The organism is Vibrio viridaestus, assembly GCF_003856525.1.
Taxonomy (GTDB): Bacteria; Pseudomonadota; Gammaproteobacteria; order Enterobacterales; family Vibrionaceae; genus Vibrio; species Vibrio viridaestus.
In genome coordinates this window covers 613,634-629,297 of the sequence record NZ_RJVQ01000001.1, presented here as the reverse complement: position 1 = coordinate 629,297, position 15,664 = coordinate 613,634, and the positions used below count along the sequence as shown (strand labels likewise).

Annotated in this window: 13 protein-coding genes; 6 read left to right on the top strand and 7 right to left on the bottom strand. The window is 44.1% G+C overall.

Going from position 1 to position 15,664, the window contains the following annotated elements; all coding sequences use genetic code 11:
• Positions 1–3: 3 nt before the first annotated feature.
• Positions 4–1,653 (bottom strand): anaerobic glycerol-3-phosphate dehydrogenase subunit A, encoded by a 1,650-nt coding sequence (gene glpA, locus EES38_RS02900; RefSeq protein WP_124935852.1) that lies wholly within the window; start codon positions 1,651–1,653, stop codon positions 4–6.
• A 227-nt stretch (positions 1,654–1,880) separates the two neighbouring features.
• On the bottom strand, positions 1,881–2,642 hold the full coding sequence (locus tag EES38_RS02895) for a DeoR/GlpR family transcriptional regulator (RefSeq protein WP_124935652.1): 762 nt from the start codon (positions 2,640–2,642) through the stop codon (positions 1,881–1,883).
• A gap of 314 nt (positions 2,643–2,956) precedes the next feature.
• On the opposite strand from EES38_RS02895, the gene EES38_RS02890 reads away from it, so the two are divergent.
• Complete coding sequence (locus EES38_RS02890; RefSeq protein WP_124935651.1) at positions 2,957–3,856, top strand: MIP/aquaporin family protein; 900 nt, start codon at positions 2,957–2,959, stop codon at positions 3,854–3,856.
• A 48-nt stretch (positions 3,857–3,904) separates the two neighbouring features.
• Positions 3,905–5,416 (top strand): glycerol kinase GlpK, encoded by a 1,512-nt coding sequence (glpK, locus tag EES38_RS02885; RefSeq protein ID WP_439333232.1) that lies wholly within the window; start codon positions 3,905–3,907, stop codon positions 5,414–5,416.
• Between the two features lie 51 nt (positions 5,417–5,467).
• Here the strand turns inward: glpK and EES38_RS02880 are convergent, their stop codons facing one another.
• From EES38_RS02880 to EES38_RS02860, 5 genes are read right to left on the bottom strand one after another with little or no spacing between them, the layout of a single operon-like run.
• Entirely contained in the window at positions 5,468–6,094 is a 627-nt protein-coding gene (locus tag EES38_RS02880; protein ID WP_124935649.1) for a bifunctional 4-hydroxy-2-oxoglutarate aldolase/2-dehydro-3-deoxy-phosphogluconate aldolase, read from the bottom strand.
• Between the two features lie 10 nt (positions 6,095–6,104).
• Positions 6,105–7,031 (bottom strand): 2-dehydro-3-deoxygluconokinase, encoded by a 927-nt coding sequence (gene kdgK, locus EES38_RS02875; RefSeq protein ID WP_124935648.1) that lies wholly within the window; start codon positions 7,029–7,031, stop codon positions 6,105–6,107.
• Between the two features lie 29 nt (positions 7,032–7,060).
• On the bottom strand, positions 7,061–8,362 hold the full coding sequence (locus EES38_RS02870; protein WP_124935647.1) for a TRAP transporter large permease: 1,302 nt from the start codon (positions 8,360–8,362) through the stop codon (positions 7,061–7,063).
• The gene (locus EES38_RS02865) at positions 8,362–8,889 is read right to left on the bottom strand and encodes a TRAP transporter small permease (protein ID WP_124935646.1); all 528 of its coding nucleotides are present in this window, start codon (positions 8,887–8,889) and stop codon (positions 8,362–8,364) included. Before EES38_RS02865 ends, EES38_RS02870 begins: the two co-directional genes overlap by 1 nt.
• Positions 8,890–8,948: 59 nt before the next feature.
• Positions 8,949–9,935 (bottom strand): TRAP transporter substrate-binding protein, encoded by a 987-nt coding sequence (locus EES38_RS02860; RefSeq protein ID WP_124935645.1) that lies wholly within the window; start codon positions 9,933–9,935, stop codon positions 8,949–8,951.
• Between the two features lie 303 nt (positions 9,936–10,238).
• Between EES38_RS02860 and uxaC the strand changes: the two genes are divergently transcribed.
• From uxaC to EES38_RS02840, 4 genes are all read left to right on the top strand, one after another.
• On the top strand, positions 10,239–11,645 hold the full coding sequence (gene uxaC, locus EES38_RS02855; RefSeq protein WP_124935644.1) for a glucuronate isomerase: 1,407 nt from the start codon (positions 10,239–10,241) through the stop codon (positions 11,643–11,645).
• 31 nt (positions 11,646–11,676) lie between these two features.
• Positions 11,677–13,140 (top strand): tagaturonate reductase, encoded by a 1,464-nt coding sequence (locus EES38_RS02850; RefSeq protein WP_124935643.1) that lies wholly within the window; start codon positions 11,677–11,679, stop codon positions 13,138–13,140.
• Between the two features lie 7 nt (positions 13,141–13,147).
• Positions 13,148–14,635 (top strand): UxaA family hydrolase, encoded by a 1,488-nt coding sequence (locus EES38_RS02845; protein ID WP_124935642.1) that lies wholly within the window; start codon positions 13,148–13,150, stop codon positions 14,633–14,635.
• Positions 14,636–14,740: 105 nt separating this feature from the next.
• Positions 14,741–15,640, top strand: a complete 900-nt coding sequence (locus tag EES38_RS02840) for a sugar phosphate isomerase family (protein ID WP_124935641.1) — start codon at positions 14,741–14,743, stop codon at positions 15,638–15,640.
• The last annotated feature ends 24 nt before the right edge of the window (positions 15,641–15,664 follow it).

The following is a 15,664-nucleotide window of genomic DNA, read 5'->3' as shown; positions in this document are numbered from 1 at the left end:
GTTTTATTCTCCCACCTCTGTTGTCATCGACTGATCTGACTTTGGGGCGTCTCCTGCTCCAAATAACCCCTCATAAATCCAGTAGCTAAACTCTGCTTCTCTCAGGGCATCGCCCCAGAATATTGGTTGAGTGCCTTTCCAACGCTCTTCTAAAAATTCGTTAAGTATCTGACCTGATTCATAGCCGCTTTTATCGCCATATTCTCGAAATAGACTGGCCGCACGATAGGTACATAGCTCACCCTGGCAGGGGCCCATGCCTAATCGGGTTCGTCGGCGAAGATCAATCAAGTTGTGAACATCGAGTTTTTTGATCGCGTATTCTATTTCACCTGCTGTCACCATTTCACATTCACAAATGACAGTCTGACTGCGAGGGTTGTCTGACAAAAAATTCTCTGCGCGCTCTCCGTGACGATAGACTGCCGATTCATATACAGGTTTAGCCAGAGAGGCATTTTTTCTTACCGGTTTGGAAGACTCTTTGGAGCCTGGCAATGGGGTCGTATGAGTTGAACATGGGATGGTATTACCAAGCTTGCTAGCCACAAGGTCGGTTGCCATTTGAGCCATCAGCCGATATGTCATTAGTTTGCCACCGGTTATAGTGGTCAATCCTTTCAGACCATCTCGTTCTGCATGGTCAAGCAGTACGATGCCGCGGCTGATATTGCGTCCACTGCTATTATTTTCCAATGACACTAATGGCCTGACACCTGCATAAGCTCTAAGAATGCGCGTGTTAGCCATGATTGGTGCGAGTTTGCAGCCTTCACGAAGGAGTAAATCAACTTCTTTCTGGGATACGCTTAGATTGTCTATCTTGTCGTAATCGATATGTTCAGAAGTGGTACCGATAATTGAAATCGTGTCTCCAGGGACCAAAATGTCCGCGTCTGCCGGTTTACGACATCGGTTGATCACTAAGTTGTTAATGCGGTAGTCCAGAATGAGTAATGAGCCCTTAGCTGGGAACATCTTGATATCTAATTCAGCATATTCACATATGCCTTGACCCCAAATACCAGCTGCGTTGATGACTTCATTAGCAAAAACCTGAAAGCGCGATCGGGTCGGCTCGTGCACACAATTAACGCCTAAAATTGAATCACCTTGTCGAATTAATGATGTGACTTTCGTATGGTTAAATAGCTGCGCCCCATGCTCGCGTGCATCGAGCACATTTGAGGAGGTCAATCTGAACGGGTCAAGTGTTCCGTCGGGCACTCGGACTGCACCAATCAACGAGGGATTCACGTTCGGCTCGAGGAGTAATGCGTCTTTGGGGGCGAGTTTTTCCGCTTCAATGTCTGCCTTCTGGCAAGCTGAAATGAAGGTATCTTGAAAGTCGAGATCATCTTCTTCTAAAGTGATGAAAAGCCCTTGGGTATCTTCGACGCAATGCTTTGCGATGTTTTTAAGAATTCTATTTTCCCGAATACACTCTTGGGCCGAATGTTGATCCGTTACCGCATATCGAGCGCCTGAATGAAGTAAGCCATGGTTTCTACCCGTCGTACCGGATGCAAGATCGTCTTTTTCGATTAAGATACAATCAATGCCTCGTAATGCGCAGTCGCGCATAATGCCTGCGCCGGTGGCTCCACCACCAATAATTACCACTTCTGTTTGATATCGATTTGATTTAGTCATCATCAAGTCATCCATAATAGACACAATATTAGTGTGGCATAAATGGATGCTATATGTTCGTACGAATTTATTAAAATGTTCGTTCGAGCACAAAATGAATCATAATTAGTATTTTTTGGATGGAATAAACCAAAAAATGATAAGCTAGAGGAAGTCTATTCATCAGAAGAATAAAAAAGCCAGTTTACAGAAACTGGCTTTTCGTTCGAAAGTTTATTGGTTAAATCTTAAACAATATCGAGGGGTATGTCGTGTTCTTTTAAAAGAGTGCAGATATCTTCTGGTGGACGCTGATTAGTGATGACTCGATCGACTTCTTCTATTCCGCCTAGTTTCACCATAGCATTACGACCGAATTTGCTGTTATCAACACCGAGGAAAACGCGTCGGCTATTCTCAATAATCGCTTTCTTAACACGTACTTCGTGGTAATCAAAGTCCAATAATGAACCGTCGAAATCGATTCCACTGATACCCAAAATTCCAAAATCAAGACGGAACTGAGAGATAAAATCGAGCGTAGCTTCACCAGTGACACCACCATCTCTGTTACGAACTTCACCACCTGCCAGAATCACTTTGAAATCTGGCTTAGTCATTAAGATCGAAGCGACATTGATGTTGTTCGTTACAATTCGAAGATTATCATGTTGGGCAAGCAAAGCATGGGCTACCGCTTCAGGCGTTGTACCAATATCAATAAAGAGCGTTGCGTTGTCCGGAATATGCTCAACCAGCTTTTGCGCTATTTTTTGCTTTTCTTCCTGGTGAGTGGTTTTACGCATCTGATATGACGAGTTCTCCGAACTGGTAAAAACAGTTGCTCCACCATGGTTGCGTTTTATTCGGTTACTTTCTGCAAGTTCATTTAAATCTCTGCGGATTGTTTGGGGACTCACGCTGAACTGTTCAACCAATTCTTCAGTACTGACATAACCGTGAGTTTTTACTAAATCGACAATTTGTTCGTGCCGCTTACTTGCTTTCAAGGTCAATACCATCCTTATGAGTTACTTTTCTTTAGTTTAATTGCTCATTCGACTATTTGAAATAGTTGTATCGCTCATTTAAACAAATATTTCAAATAGTTATTCTGATTAATAAGCAAATATACGTATTCTTAGTTTACAAAAATGTTGATTTTTTGTGGCGTATTTAACAAAAACGAACAAAAAAGCATAAATAAATGTTCGTATGATCGATTTTTTGCTTTCGTTTTGTTTTCGTATTGGTTTGTTTGACTATAATCAAGTCAAGCTGTCCAAACAGATGGCTATTTATCCACTTCCAAGGGAAAAATAATATGGCTAGTAATAAACGACATACTCTTCTCGGAGAGTGTATCGCTGAGTTTATAGGTACCGGGTTACTTATTTTCTTCGGCGTCGGGTGCGTTGCTGCACTTGTATTAACTAATGCTCAGTTTGGTCAATGGGAAGTTAGCATTATGTGGGGATTAGCCGTTGCGCTGGCAGTGTACTGCACTGCTGGTGTCTCAGGTGCCCACATTAACCCAGCAGTGACTATTGCCCTCGCTGCCTTCCATGGTTTTGATAAATCGAAAGTTATTCCTTATATTGTCGCTCAAGTTGCGGGGGCATTCTGTGCGGCAGCCCTTGTTTACGCCCTTTACAGCAATTTGTTTGTTGAGTGGGAAGTAACACATGGTATTGCCAGAAATACGCCTGAAGCGCTGGCGACGGCAGGAATTTTTTCGACCTATCCAAACTCTGCGCTTTCCTTTACTGGAGCCTTTGCTGTTGAGTTTGTCATTACGGCAATTCTAATGTTTGCTATCTTAGCATTAGGTGATGAAAACAACGGTGCAAACCGAGGCCCGCTGAACCCTTTACTGATTGGTATTGTGGTTGCGGTAATTGGTGGCTCTTTAGGTCCTTTGACTGGCTTTGCAATGAATCCAGCCAGAGATTTTGGTCCGAAGCTATTCGCCTACCTAGCTGGGTGGGATTACGCCTTGACGGGGGCAAAAGATATTCCATATTGCATTGTACCTATCGTTGCGACAACGTTGGGCGCTTGCTTTGGTGGCTGGGCCTATCCAAAACTCGTTGGCGCTTATCTCCCAGATGTCGGTATTGGTTGTACTATTCCAAACCAATGCGATGAGTGCGAGATAGAAGAAGACGAGTTAGTACATTCAAGTGAGTTGGTACATGACGATAATAAACAAGCTCACGTATAAAAACTAAAAATAAAAATATCCAATACAACGAAACAAGGATTACCGATTATGAATCACGAATATATTGTCGCATTGGATCAAGGGACTACCAGCTCTCGTGCTGTGGTACTGGATCATGACGCAAACATTATCAGTGTGGCTCAGCGAGAGTTTACACAGATCTATCCTCAAGCCGGTTGGGTTGAACATGATCCCTTGGAAATCTATGCAACACAGAGTTCAACCATGATTGAAGCGCTTGAGAAAAAGGGGATTCGTTCAGATCAGGTTGCTGCTATTGGTATTACAAACCAGCGCGAAACAACCATTGTATGGGACAAAGAAACGGGTACACCCATTTATAACGCGATAGTTTGGCAGTGCCGACGAACTGCGGATATTTGTACTGAGTTAAAAGAAGTTGATGGGCTAGAAGACTACATAAAAGAAAATACAGGTCTAGTCGTTGATCCTTATTTCTCTGGTACAAAGGTCAAGTGGATACTCGATAATGTTGATGGTGCACGAGATTTGGCGAAAGCTGGGCGACTTCTCTTTGGTACCGTTGATACTTGGTTGGTGTGGAAAATGACGCAGGGGCGCGTTCATATTACGGATTACACCAATGCTTCACGCACCATGCTATTTAACATCAATACATTGGAGTGGGATGAAAAAATTCTTAAAGAATTGGATATTCCTCTTTCAATGATGCCTGAAGTTAAGTCTTCATCAGAAATATACGGCAAAACCAACATCGGTGGTAAAGGTGGTACCCGTATTCCGATTGCAGGTATTGCCGGAGACCAGCAAGCGGCGTTATTTGGTCAAATGTGCGTTAACCCTGGGCAAGCGAAGAATACCTATGGTACTGGGTGCTTCCTTCTGATGAATACGGGGCAAGAGAAAGTGACGTCTCAAAATGGCTTGGTGACCACATTAGCGTGTGGACCTAAAGGCGATGTCGCGTATGCGCTTGAAGGTTCTGTATTTATGGGCGGAGCGTCGATTCAGTGGTTACGCGATGAAATGAAATTGATCGACGATGCCAGCGACTCCGAGTACTTTGCCAACAAAGTCGAAACATCGAATGGGGTTTACGTTGTTCCTGCGTTTACCGGTCTTGGTGCACCATATTGGGATGCGTATGCTCGAGGTACTATTGTTGGTATGACTCGGGGTACGAATCGTAACCATATTATTCGCGCAACTCTAGAAAGTATCGCTTATCAAAGCCGTGATGTTATTGATGCCATGCAAGCCGATTCGGGCATCAAACTTGAAATGTTACGCGTTGATGGTGGAGCTGTTGCAAACAATTTCTTGATGCAGTTCCAAGCCGATATTCTCAATACGGATGTACAACGTCCTAAAGTAACCGAAGTCACAGCGTTAGGTGCAGCCTATCTTGCCGGTTTAGCCGTCGGCTTTTGGGATAACTTGGATGAAGTAGCAGATAAAGCAGAAATTGATGTGGTATTTGAGCCGCATGATAATCCGGTAAAACGAGAGCAACGCTATTCTGGTTGGCGCCGAGCGGTGAAGGGTGTTTTAGCTTGGTGTGAAGCGGAAAGAGAGTAGAAGTAAAGAATAACCGGCCACATGCCCGAGTGCTGTGGCCGGTTATGATTACTAGTCAAATAATGTAGAGACTTCTTTGACTAATTTGCCTAATTCTTCCCACTGTTCATTTTCAATTAAATTATTTGGCACCATCCAGGTTCCGCCGCAGCAGATGACTGATGGAAGCGCCAGATAATCCTTCACATTATTCACACTCACGCCGCCCGTTGGCATAAATTTTACTGGGTATACCGAACTTAGTGCCTTCAACATTGCCGTACCACCCGACACTTCTGCTGGGAAAAACTTAAGTGTTTTCAACCCCATTTCCATCGCCTGCTCAACCATACTTGGATTGTTTACGCCTGGAATCATTGGGATGTTGCGGTCTTGGCAATACTTTACAACCGTTGGATTAAATCCAGGACTGACGATAAAGTCTGAACCCGCATCAATGGCTTCGTTAACCTGAGCTGTCGTCAAAACAGTGCCTGCGCCGATAAGCATTTCTGGAAAAACCTCACGAACATTTTTAATCGCCTGAGCGGCTTGCTCTGTGCGGAAAGTGATTTCTGCGCATGGTAAGCCGTTCTCGACTAATACTTTTGCTAATTTAACGGCTTTGTCTGCATCGTTGATTGCGATAACAGGAACGACTTTGATCTGTGCAAGCTGTTCAGTAATGTTGGTTGTCATGATTGCTCCTTTAGAGATTGGGTGTCGCTTCTTTGGGTATGACAGCACCCGGATATTGAATGACGGTACTCGCTAGTAAATGACCAGCTTGTGCTGATTCACTGAGTGAACCGCCAAGTAAACGTTTTGCCAGGTAACCAGCACTGAATGAATCACCGGCTGCGGTTGTGTCGACGACTTTTTCGACACGCTTGGCTGGCTCTTCTATTGTCTGTTGGTTTGTCACTACAAAGCAGGGCTCAGCACCGCGTTTGATAACGATTTCCTTTACTCCGAACTCCATTGTCCGTTTTATGGTTTGTTCTTCACTAGTGTCACCATACAAAGCTTGTTCATCGTCGTAGGTAAGAAAAGCAATATCGGTGTTTTTCAGCAATTGCGCGTAGTTCTCGCGAGCCGCGTCAATTGACTCCCACAGTGCCGGGCGAAAATTATTATCAAAGGAAATAGTTGCACCATTGCTACGACACAGCGCCAGTGCTTCAATCAATGTCTGACGACTGGACTGCGGTAAAATAGCCAGGCTGATACCACTCAGATAAATCATTTGATAGTGGGATAACAGTTGACTCAACGAGTCAACTGTATGGTTCACAATCCAGAATTTCGCTGCAGCATCATTTCGCCAGTAGAAGAACCGACGTTCACCATTAGCATCCGTTTCGATAGCGTACAGACCGGGTAACTTGGTTTCAGAAATATCAATCTTATCGGTATTAATATTATCTTTCTGCCATGCTTCGATCATCCTGCGGCTAAACTCATCTTTGCCTAAGCCCGTTAGATATGAAGTCTCAATTCCACTGCTGTGCGTTAAGCGCGATAAATACGTTGCAGTATTTAAGGTGTCGCCACCAAAACCCTGTTGATACATGGTTCCTTCGCGGTGCAATTCGACCATGCACTCTCCGATAATGGCAACGTTCTGAATATTCACAAATTATCTCCTACGTCTTGTTCTCGGTCTTATTTCAGGCCTAATAGATTAGGTAAGAAAAGACTGATCTCTGGAATGTATGTCACCAGTGCCAAGCTAACGAGCAGCGCCGCAAAGAAAGGTAGCATTGGACGGATAAGCTCCTGCAACTTCACGCCAGAAACAGAGCAGCCAACAAATAACGCACTACCTACAGGCGGAGTACATAGACCGATACACAGGTTAAATATCATCATGATACCGAAGTGAACCGGGTTCATACCGAGATCGGTTGCAATGGGTAGGAAGATCGGTGTGAAAATCAGTACTGCTGGAGTCATATCCATGAATATACCAACAACCAATAGAATGATGTTGATCATCAGGAGAATGACCGCTGGATTTTCTGAAATACTCATCAATGCATCACTAATGATGTATGGGATATCTGCCGATGTCATAACCCATGACATACTGACTGAAATACCGATCAATAGCAGCACGATAGAGGTTGTAACAACCGATTCTAGAATGATACCTGGAAGATCTTTGATTTTGACCTGTCTGTAGATAAATACGGAAAGGCCCAGTGTGTATACCACTGCAATCGCAGAGGCTTCTGTTGCGGTAAAGATGCCGCCTAAAATACCACCCATAACGATGATAACAAGTAACATACTCGGAATGGCATCAACAAACGCATGGATGGCAACTTTTAGCGTTGGACGATCTGATACAGGGTAGCCACGCAGGCGAGACATGACAGTTCCGACAACCATCAAAAGTGCTCCCATCAGAATGCCAGGTAGATAGCCAGCCATAAACAGTGTTGCAACAGAGATACCACCCGCAGTCAGTGCGTAGACAATGAGTACGTTTGAAGGCGGAATCAACAGACCGGTGATACAAGATGTCACGTTAACCGCGGCTGAATATGAAGGATCATAGCCCGCTTTTTTCTGTAGTGGGCTCATGGTGCCCCCGACAGCAGCAGCGGCAGCAACAGCTGAGCCGGAAATGGAACCAAACATCATGTTAGCCATTACGTTTACGTGACCAAGCGATCCTGGCATACGACCAACCATTACCTGAGATAGGTTAATGAGTCGTTGCGCGATGCCCCCCGTATTCATCAAGGTACCGGCTAAGATAAAGAATGGGATTGCTAAGAGTGAGAAGCTATCCAAACCTGTCGCCATCTTCTGTGAAATAACCGAGATTATGACGTCAAAAGGTAACATCAGCGCGCCAGCAACTAACGTCGACAAACCGATAGAGAATGAAATAGGTACACCGAAGAACACAAGTATAAAAAAGCTACCAAACATGGCAGTAGGGATTAGCCAATCCATTATGCGTTCTCCTCTAGGTTATTCGATTGAGTTTTTTCATTCGCCGTCTGACAGCTGGGTAACGCCTCTAAAATTGCTAGCGCGCAGTAAAGCGCAATAATAAAGCCAGCAAGCGGTAATACCGCATAGACATAACCCATCGGAAGTTGCATCGCAGGCGATACTTGGTGGGTATTTAGAACTTTAAGAACCAGTCTGGCTCCACCTACAACCATTACTGACACCGCAAAAGTCATCACTAAAAGGTTAATGATGAGCTGATTTATTCTCTTCTTTGCCGGGGATAAGTTGCATGTGAACAGATCTATCGCCAAATGGCGTTTTGCGCCAACAGTATAAGCGGCGCCAAGTAAACCAACCCAAATCATGCTGAAGCGCGCGATTTCGTCCGTCATAGTACTTGGTTGGTTTAGTACGTAACGACTGAAGACCTGCCAAACAACACAGACAACAAGTATGCTCATAATCGAAACGGTAATCGTCGCGATAACGGTATCAACAGGCTTCTTTATCGAATTTACATTCATGGTACGTCTCCAGACGGGAGACTGTCGCTCCCGTCATTATTTTCTAACCTGAAAGAGGCTTATTTCTCAGCTTCTTCTATGCGGCTTAGCCATTTTGATTTCGCTGGGTCGTTGCGGAAATCGTCATACAGCGGTTTTAATGCTTCACGGAACGGACCTTTATCAACTTGGATAAATTCTGCTCCTGAGGCTACAGCTTCTGCACGTGATTTTTTAACTTGCTCTTCCCAAAGTTTTGCTTCGTATTGTTCGGAATCCGCAGCTGCTTTATTGATCATCTCTTTTGCTTCGTCTGAAAGCTTGTCCCATGTGCTGGTAGAAATAATCAAAAAGTCAGGAACAGAAGTGTGCTGGTCTTCTGAATAATATTTTGCAACTTCAACGTGACGAGTTTGAACGTAAGAAGGTTCGTTGTTTTCTGCCGCATCAATCACACCTTGTTGAAGCGCGGTATACACTTCACCAAATGGGATAGGAGCCGGAGCGCCACCTAGGAGTTCAATCAGTTTCACAGTTGTTGGCGTTGCGACCACTCGCACTTTTAGACCTTTCATGTCTTCAGGAGTACGAATTGGCTTTTTAGCATAGAAGCTACGAGTACCAGCCTGATAAGCAGCTAGGCCAATGAAACCTTTGTCTGCTGTGCCTTGCATCATGTCTTTGCCAATTGGTCCGTAGATGACCTTGTTAAAGTGCTCGTTATCTTTAAACAGATACGGAAGACTGAAAACAGAATAGTAAGAAGCAAAGGGCTCCATTTCACTTGCACTGGCTTTCGTCATATCCAGCGCACCATTTTGAATCAGCTCAAGTGTTTCGCGCGGTCCGCCCATTTGACCACCTGGGTAGATACGTAGACGAATCTTGCCGTCAGACATTTCTTTTAACTCATCAGCCATCTTTTTGATAGCTTGGTGTACCACGTGGTTGGTATCTAAGTTGTGGGCTAGTTTCAAAGTGACTTTTTCGACCGCATTAGCTGAAAACGCGCCAAACAGGAACGGTGCAGCCAGCAATATAGAACGGGTGAGTAAAGTTTTTTTCATAGTAGACCTTTCGTCGTTTGTTATATGAGTAATGCAAATCTTGCTTTCGTAAACTACGACCTATAATAATTGGTCTAACAAATCTTTCTTGGTGTCTAATCAAATAATGAGATCTCTGTTGTGTTTTGATTTCCAAAAATATGATCTAGGTAACAAAACCACTATTTTTATGTGCTTATAAATGGTGTTGTTTGTATAAGTATATGAAAAATAAAGATAAGTATGGTTTTTTGATTTGTTTGATTAATCATTCAAATCAAAGTAGATTATAAATATTGGTATAACAACTGGATTTTATAAACGATGAAGCCTTTTCTATGTCCTGATTTCTTACTGACGACTGATTTAGCTCAGCGCCTTTATCATGATGTTGCAGCATCTCTGCCTATCATTGATTACCACTGCCATCTTCCTCCGCATCAAGTTGCTAGTGATTATCAGTTCACAAACCTAACTGACATTTGGTTAAGAGGCGATCACTATAAATGGCGAGCGATGCGCAGTAATGGCGTTGATGAACGTTTTTGTACTGGTGATGCTTCAGATAAAGAGAAGTTTCTCGCGTTTGCTAAGACGGTTCCTGCCACGATTGGGAATCCAATATTTCATTGGACTCATTTAGAGTTAAGAAGACCATTTGGTATAACAGATATCGTCTTAAGCGAAAAAAACGCAGAGCAGGTGTGGAATCAGTGTAATGAAATGCTTTCCAGCCCTGAATTTTCTGCCCGTTCCATTATGCACAACATGAATGTTGAGATGGTCGGGACAACCGACGATCCTATCGACAGCCTTGAGTCTCATGATGTCGTCGCTGCTGATCCTGGTTTCTCGGTCAAGATGCTGCCCAGCTGGCGTCCTGATAAAGCATTCAATATTCATCTTGATACCTTTGTTGATTACATCAGCCAACTTGCCAAAGTGTCTTCTACTGATATTCAGAATTTCGAAGACCTCTGTCAGGCGTTATTAGTCCGCTTAGATTACTTCGCCGATCGAGGATGTTGTATTGCTGACCACGCTCTGGATACGGTGTCATATGCCGACGCCACCGAGTTGCAACTGGATACCATTCTTGCCAAACGCTTGGCTGGCGGCGAAGTTAGTAAACTGGAAACCGCTCAGTTTAAAACCGCCGTGTTGGTGTTCTTAGGACGAGAGTACGCTAAACGGGGATGGGCGCAGCAATATCATATCGGCGCACTACGCAACAATAACGAACGGATGTTTAATCTGCTTGGTCCTGATACTGGTTTCGATTCTATAAACGACGGCCTAGTCGCTGAACCTTTGGCTAAATTGTTAAATGCATTAGCGAAAGATGATTCTTTACCTAAAACGATTCTTTATTGCCTGAACCCTCGTGATAACGAAGTGCTCGCGACCATGTGCGGTAACTTCCAAGGTGGTGGCACGCCAGGAAAAATCCAGTTTGGCTCTGGCTGGTGGTTTAACGATCAAAAAGATGGCATGGAACGTCAAATGACTCAGTTAGCTCAATTGGGATTATTGAGTCGTTTCGTCGGCATGCTAACGGATAGCCGCAGTTTCTTATCTTACACACGACATGAGTATTTCCGTCGCATCCTCTGTGAAATGCTCGCGAATTGGGTAGCGAATGGTGAAGCGCCGAACGATTTTGATCTATTGAGCAAAATGGTGGCTGATATCTGTTATCACAACGCTAAAAACTACTTCGCATTCAATTAATAAACCTATCTAGATGACGGGAATAAAACTAATGAAACAACTTAATAGAACCGACTTTAGCTACCCTACATACCCAGAAAAAATAATTCAGTTCGGCGAAGGGAATTTCCTACGCGCATTTCTTGACTGGCAGATTGATCAGCTAAACGAACATACCACATTGAACTCTGGTGTTGTGGTTGTAAGACCTATCGATAGCAACTTTCCGCCAAGTTTGGATACTCAGAATGGTCTTTATACCACTTTTATCCGTGGTATTAACGGCAAAGGTGAAGCGGTTGCTGAATCTCGTATTATTTCCAGTGTGTCTCGTGAGATCTCTGCAGTAAAAGATTTCGATAAGTTGCTGGATTTAGCGCGTAACGAAGACATTGAAATCATTTTCTCTAATACCACTGAAGCCGGTATTGCTTACGTAGATTCTGATAAGCTTGCTGATATGCCCCCAAGCAGCTACCCAGCGAAGTTAACCAAAATGCTGTTCGAGCGTTTTCAGGCATTTAATGGCGACAGTTCAAAAGGTTGGATCATTGTTCCTTGTGAGTTAATCGATTATAACGGTGAAGCGTTAAAAGCTATCGTACACAAGTACGTCGAACTGTGGTCCTTACCATCTGAGTTTGCCATTTGGATTGATGAAGCCAACACATTCTGTTCTACCTTAGTTGACCGTATTGTAACTGGTTATCCTCGCGATGAAAGTGAACAGTTACAGCAGCAGATTGGCTACAACGATACATTTATGGTATGTGCTGAGCACTTTTATCTTTTTGTTATTCAGGGTCCAGAATCGTTGTATCAAAAGCTGTGTCTCGATCAACTGAATATCGATAACGCTCTGAATATTCTGATTGTTGATGACATTAAGCCATATAAAGAACGCAAGGTAGCGATCCTGAATGGTGCGCATACTGCGTTAGTACCTGTCTCTTTCCTATCCGGTATTGATACCGTCGGTGAAAGTATGGCGGATGAGCAGATGGAATCGTATCTCAAAGGGCTGATCTTTGATGAAATCATCCCAACTTTATCGTTGCCAAAAGATGAGCTGGAAGGGTTCGCTAATGATGTTCTGAATCGTTTTAGAAACCCTTACATTCAGCATCAGCTATTGTCCATTTCGTTAAACAGCATGACGAAATTTAAAACACGTAACTTGCCTCAATTACTCGCGTATCAAGAGAAGAACGGTGTTCTTCCAAAATATCTGACGTTTGCTTTGGCTGCGCTTATCGCGTTTTATCAAGGGAAACGTGAACAAGGCAGTTTCGACTTAGCAGACGATCAGCATTGGCTCGATTTCTACGCTGAAAAATGGCCACAAGTTGAAGCAGGTCAGATCCAGATTACTGATTTAGTTTCTGAGATTTTGGCGAACAAAGCTCACTGGGATCACGATCTGACCAAAGTGGTTGGACTGGTTGAAACTGTCTCAAGCTATGTTGCAAAAATTCGTCGTGATGGCGTTCGTAACGCGCTAGCCGCATTATTGTGAGGTCAAAGTGGACGCTTTATTTAAAATTCACCCGAACGACAATGTTGCTGTGGCATTAAAAGACCTATCTGCGGGGAGTGAACTCTCCGTAGCGGGTCAGACCGTTGTTCTTCAGCAGGATGTTCCTCAGGCACATAAGGTAGCTTTGGTTGACTTGCAACCTAATGAGCTGGTTGTGAAGTATGGTTATCCGATTGCGCATGTTTTAGAGCCTGTAGCGGTTGGGCAGCATCTGTCGCAACACAATCTTAAGACTAACCTCAGTGATCTGAGCACCTATCAATATCAGACTGATTTTAAAGAAGTATCAACGAGTCTTGAAGATCGTGATGTATCTATTTATCGTCGTGCAAATGGTGGCGTTGGTATTCGTAACGAGCTGTGGATCATTCCCACAGTTGGCTGTGTAAATGCTATGGCGAAGATGATGAAAAATCAGCTGGAGAAAGAGGTCGATCTTTCTCACGTTGATGGTGTACATATCTTCACTCATCAGTATGGATGTTCGCAACTTGGTGATGACCATTCAAATACGAAGACGTTGCTACAAAATCTGGTGAAGCACCCAAATGCCGGAGGGGTACTGGTCGTTGGTTTAGGCTGTGAAAATAACCAGATTTCGGTGTTCAAAGACACGCTTGGCGAGTTTGACGAGAGCCGGGTACGTTTTATGGTTTGCCAAAGCCATAACGATGAAGTGGGGCATGGTTTATCTCAGCTCAAAGAATTAGTGGAAGTGATGAGCGGCGATCAACGTGAGCCAGGAAAACTGAGTGAACTGTCTTTTGGTTTAGAGTGTGGTGGCTCAGACGGATTCTCTGGTATTACCGCAAACCCGTTGCTGGGTCATTTCTCTGATTATGTGATCACTCATGGTGGTACATCAGTATTGACAGAGGTACCAGAGATGTTTGGTGCGGAACAAATATTGATGAGTCGCTGTCAGGACGAAGCAACCTTCGATGCCACGGTGGCTATGGTTAATGACTTTAAGCAGTACTTTATCGATCATAAGCAGCCGATTTATGAGAACCCATCTCCGGGCAACAAAGCAGGCGGCATTTCCACACTGGAAGAAAAGTCACTGGGATGCACACAAAAAGCGGGACAAAGTAAGGTGATTGATGTGCTGCGATACGGAGAAACACTGTCGCATCACGGACTCAATCTCTTGAGTGCTCCAGGCAACGATGCCATTGCAACTAGCGCACTCTCTATGGCAGGTTGTCAGATGATTTTATTCAGTACCGGCCGTGGCACACCGTATGGTGGACCTGTACCAACGCTGAAATTGGCGACAAACAGTGGTTTGGCGCAGAGAAAACCACACTGGATCGATTTTAATGCCGGTTCATTAGTGGAAGGCGTTTCCATGCAGGAATTACTGGTTCAATTCGTTGATACAGTTGTGGAGCACGTCAATGGCAAACCGACCTGCAATGAGAAGAATGACTTTAGGGAAATCGCTGTCTTTAAAAGCGGTGTAACGCTGTAATCATTTACCTGCTTTTACTTTTCGGGCCCCTTATCACTTTTGCTAAGGGGTTTTTTTCATTTAAGCTGAATAAGACCCGGCACTAATTACTCATGGGAAAGTTCTATGTCGACGATTTCACAAGATAAAAATACATGGATTGCCACTGAGCATGCACCAATTACCTTACCTGCTGCAAAGTCTATCGTTCCGACCATTTTACCCGATGAACAGTCAGTTGGACTGGCGATGTTTGAACAGTTGCAGCAAGTGGCGAGAAACAAGCAAGGCGACATCAATATTGCACTATTAGGTGGGCGCGGGGCTCAGGCTCTTCATAAATATTTGGGTAAGCTGGCTCAGGGAACGTCAATCGATCCTCTTCTTGCGCGGCTCAACGTGTTTACTCAAGATGCGTTGGCACCAATGAGAATGGGTAATGGATTAAGTTTCGTGCGCGACTTTGAACGTCTGTTGGGTGCCGATTTCTTTCGCAAAATAAAGTCATTTACACCCATGGTTACCGAAACGGATGATATACGAGCGGAAATGCAGCGTTATCTTGAAACCATGCAGACGCTCGGGGGCTTAGATATCTTTTTTATCGGTCATGGTCCAGAAGCCGAGGGCGCGTCCCATCTTGCGTATATCAAACCTAACTCGGGTGCTTCTAGCAATGATATCGCTGGTATTATTCCAATATCTTCGACCATTCTCGAACATCACATCAGTAAGTTTAAAGCCGGTGGAACAGACGTTGATACACAAGATGAGCTGGAGTGTCGTCGGGCAAAATTTATTCTGACGCTTGGTCCTGCGGCCATCTTATCAGCGAAAAAAGTTGTGCAGTCAGTTGTGGACGCTGATACGGCCCCAGCGAAAAAGGTGACTTACCAGAACGTACTGAATACAGCGATCTCTGATGATCCAAAACAGAGATTAGCTCAGTTAGATGCAAACCCTGGTCTTTGGGTTCGTTTCCATCCTGACGTCATCAGTTATGTACTGCCAAATGTGTTGGAGTAAAGCCAGAGAAATAATCTTCTGTTT

Bases quoted from the DNA above. Each gene is read 5' to 3' on its own strand.
- glpA (WP_124935852.1), bottom strand. From the start codon at position 1,653: ATGACTAAATCAAATCGATATCAAACAGAAGTGGTAATTATTGGTGGT.
- EES38_RS02890 (WP_124935651.1), top strand. From the start codon at position 2,957: ATGGCTAGTAATAAACGACATACTCTTCTCGGAGAGTGTATCGCTGAG.
- glpK (WP_439333232.1), top strand. From the start codon at position 3,905: ATGAATCACGAATATATTGTCGCATTGGATCAAGGGACTACCAGCTCT.
- EES38_RS02880 (WP_124935649.1), bottom strand. From the start codon at position 6,094: ATGACAACCAACATTACTGAACAGCTTGCACAGATCAAAGTCGTTCCT.
- EES38_RS02870 (WP_124935647.1), bottom strand. From the start codon at position 8,362: ATGGATTGGCTAATCCCTACTGCCATGTTTGGTAGCTTTTTTATACTT.
- EES38_RS02865 (WP_124935646.1), bottom strand. From the start codon at position 8,889: ATGAATGTAAATTCGATAAAGAAGCCTGTTGATACCGTTATCGCGACG.
- EES38_RS02860 (WP_124935645.1), bottom strand. From the start codon at position 9,935: ATGAAAAAAACTTTACTCACCCGTTCTATATTGCTGGCTGCACCGTTC.
- uxaC (WP_124935644.1), top strand. From the start codon at position 10,239: ATGAAGCCTTTTCTATGTCCTGATTTCTTACTGACGACTGATTTAGCT.
- EES38_RS02850 (WP_124935643.1), top strand. From the start codon at position 11,677: ATGAAACAACTTAATAGAACCGACTTTAGCTACCCTACATACCCAGAA.
- EES38_RS02840 (WP_124935641.1), top strand. From the start codon at position 14,741: ATGTCGACGATTTCACAAGATAAAAATACATGGATTGCCACTGAGCAT.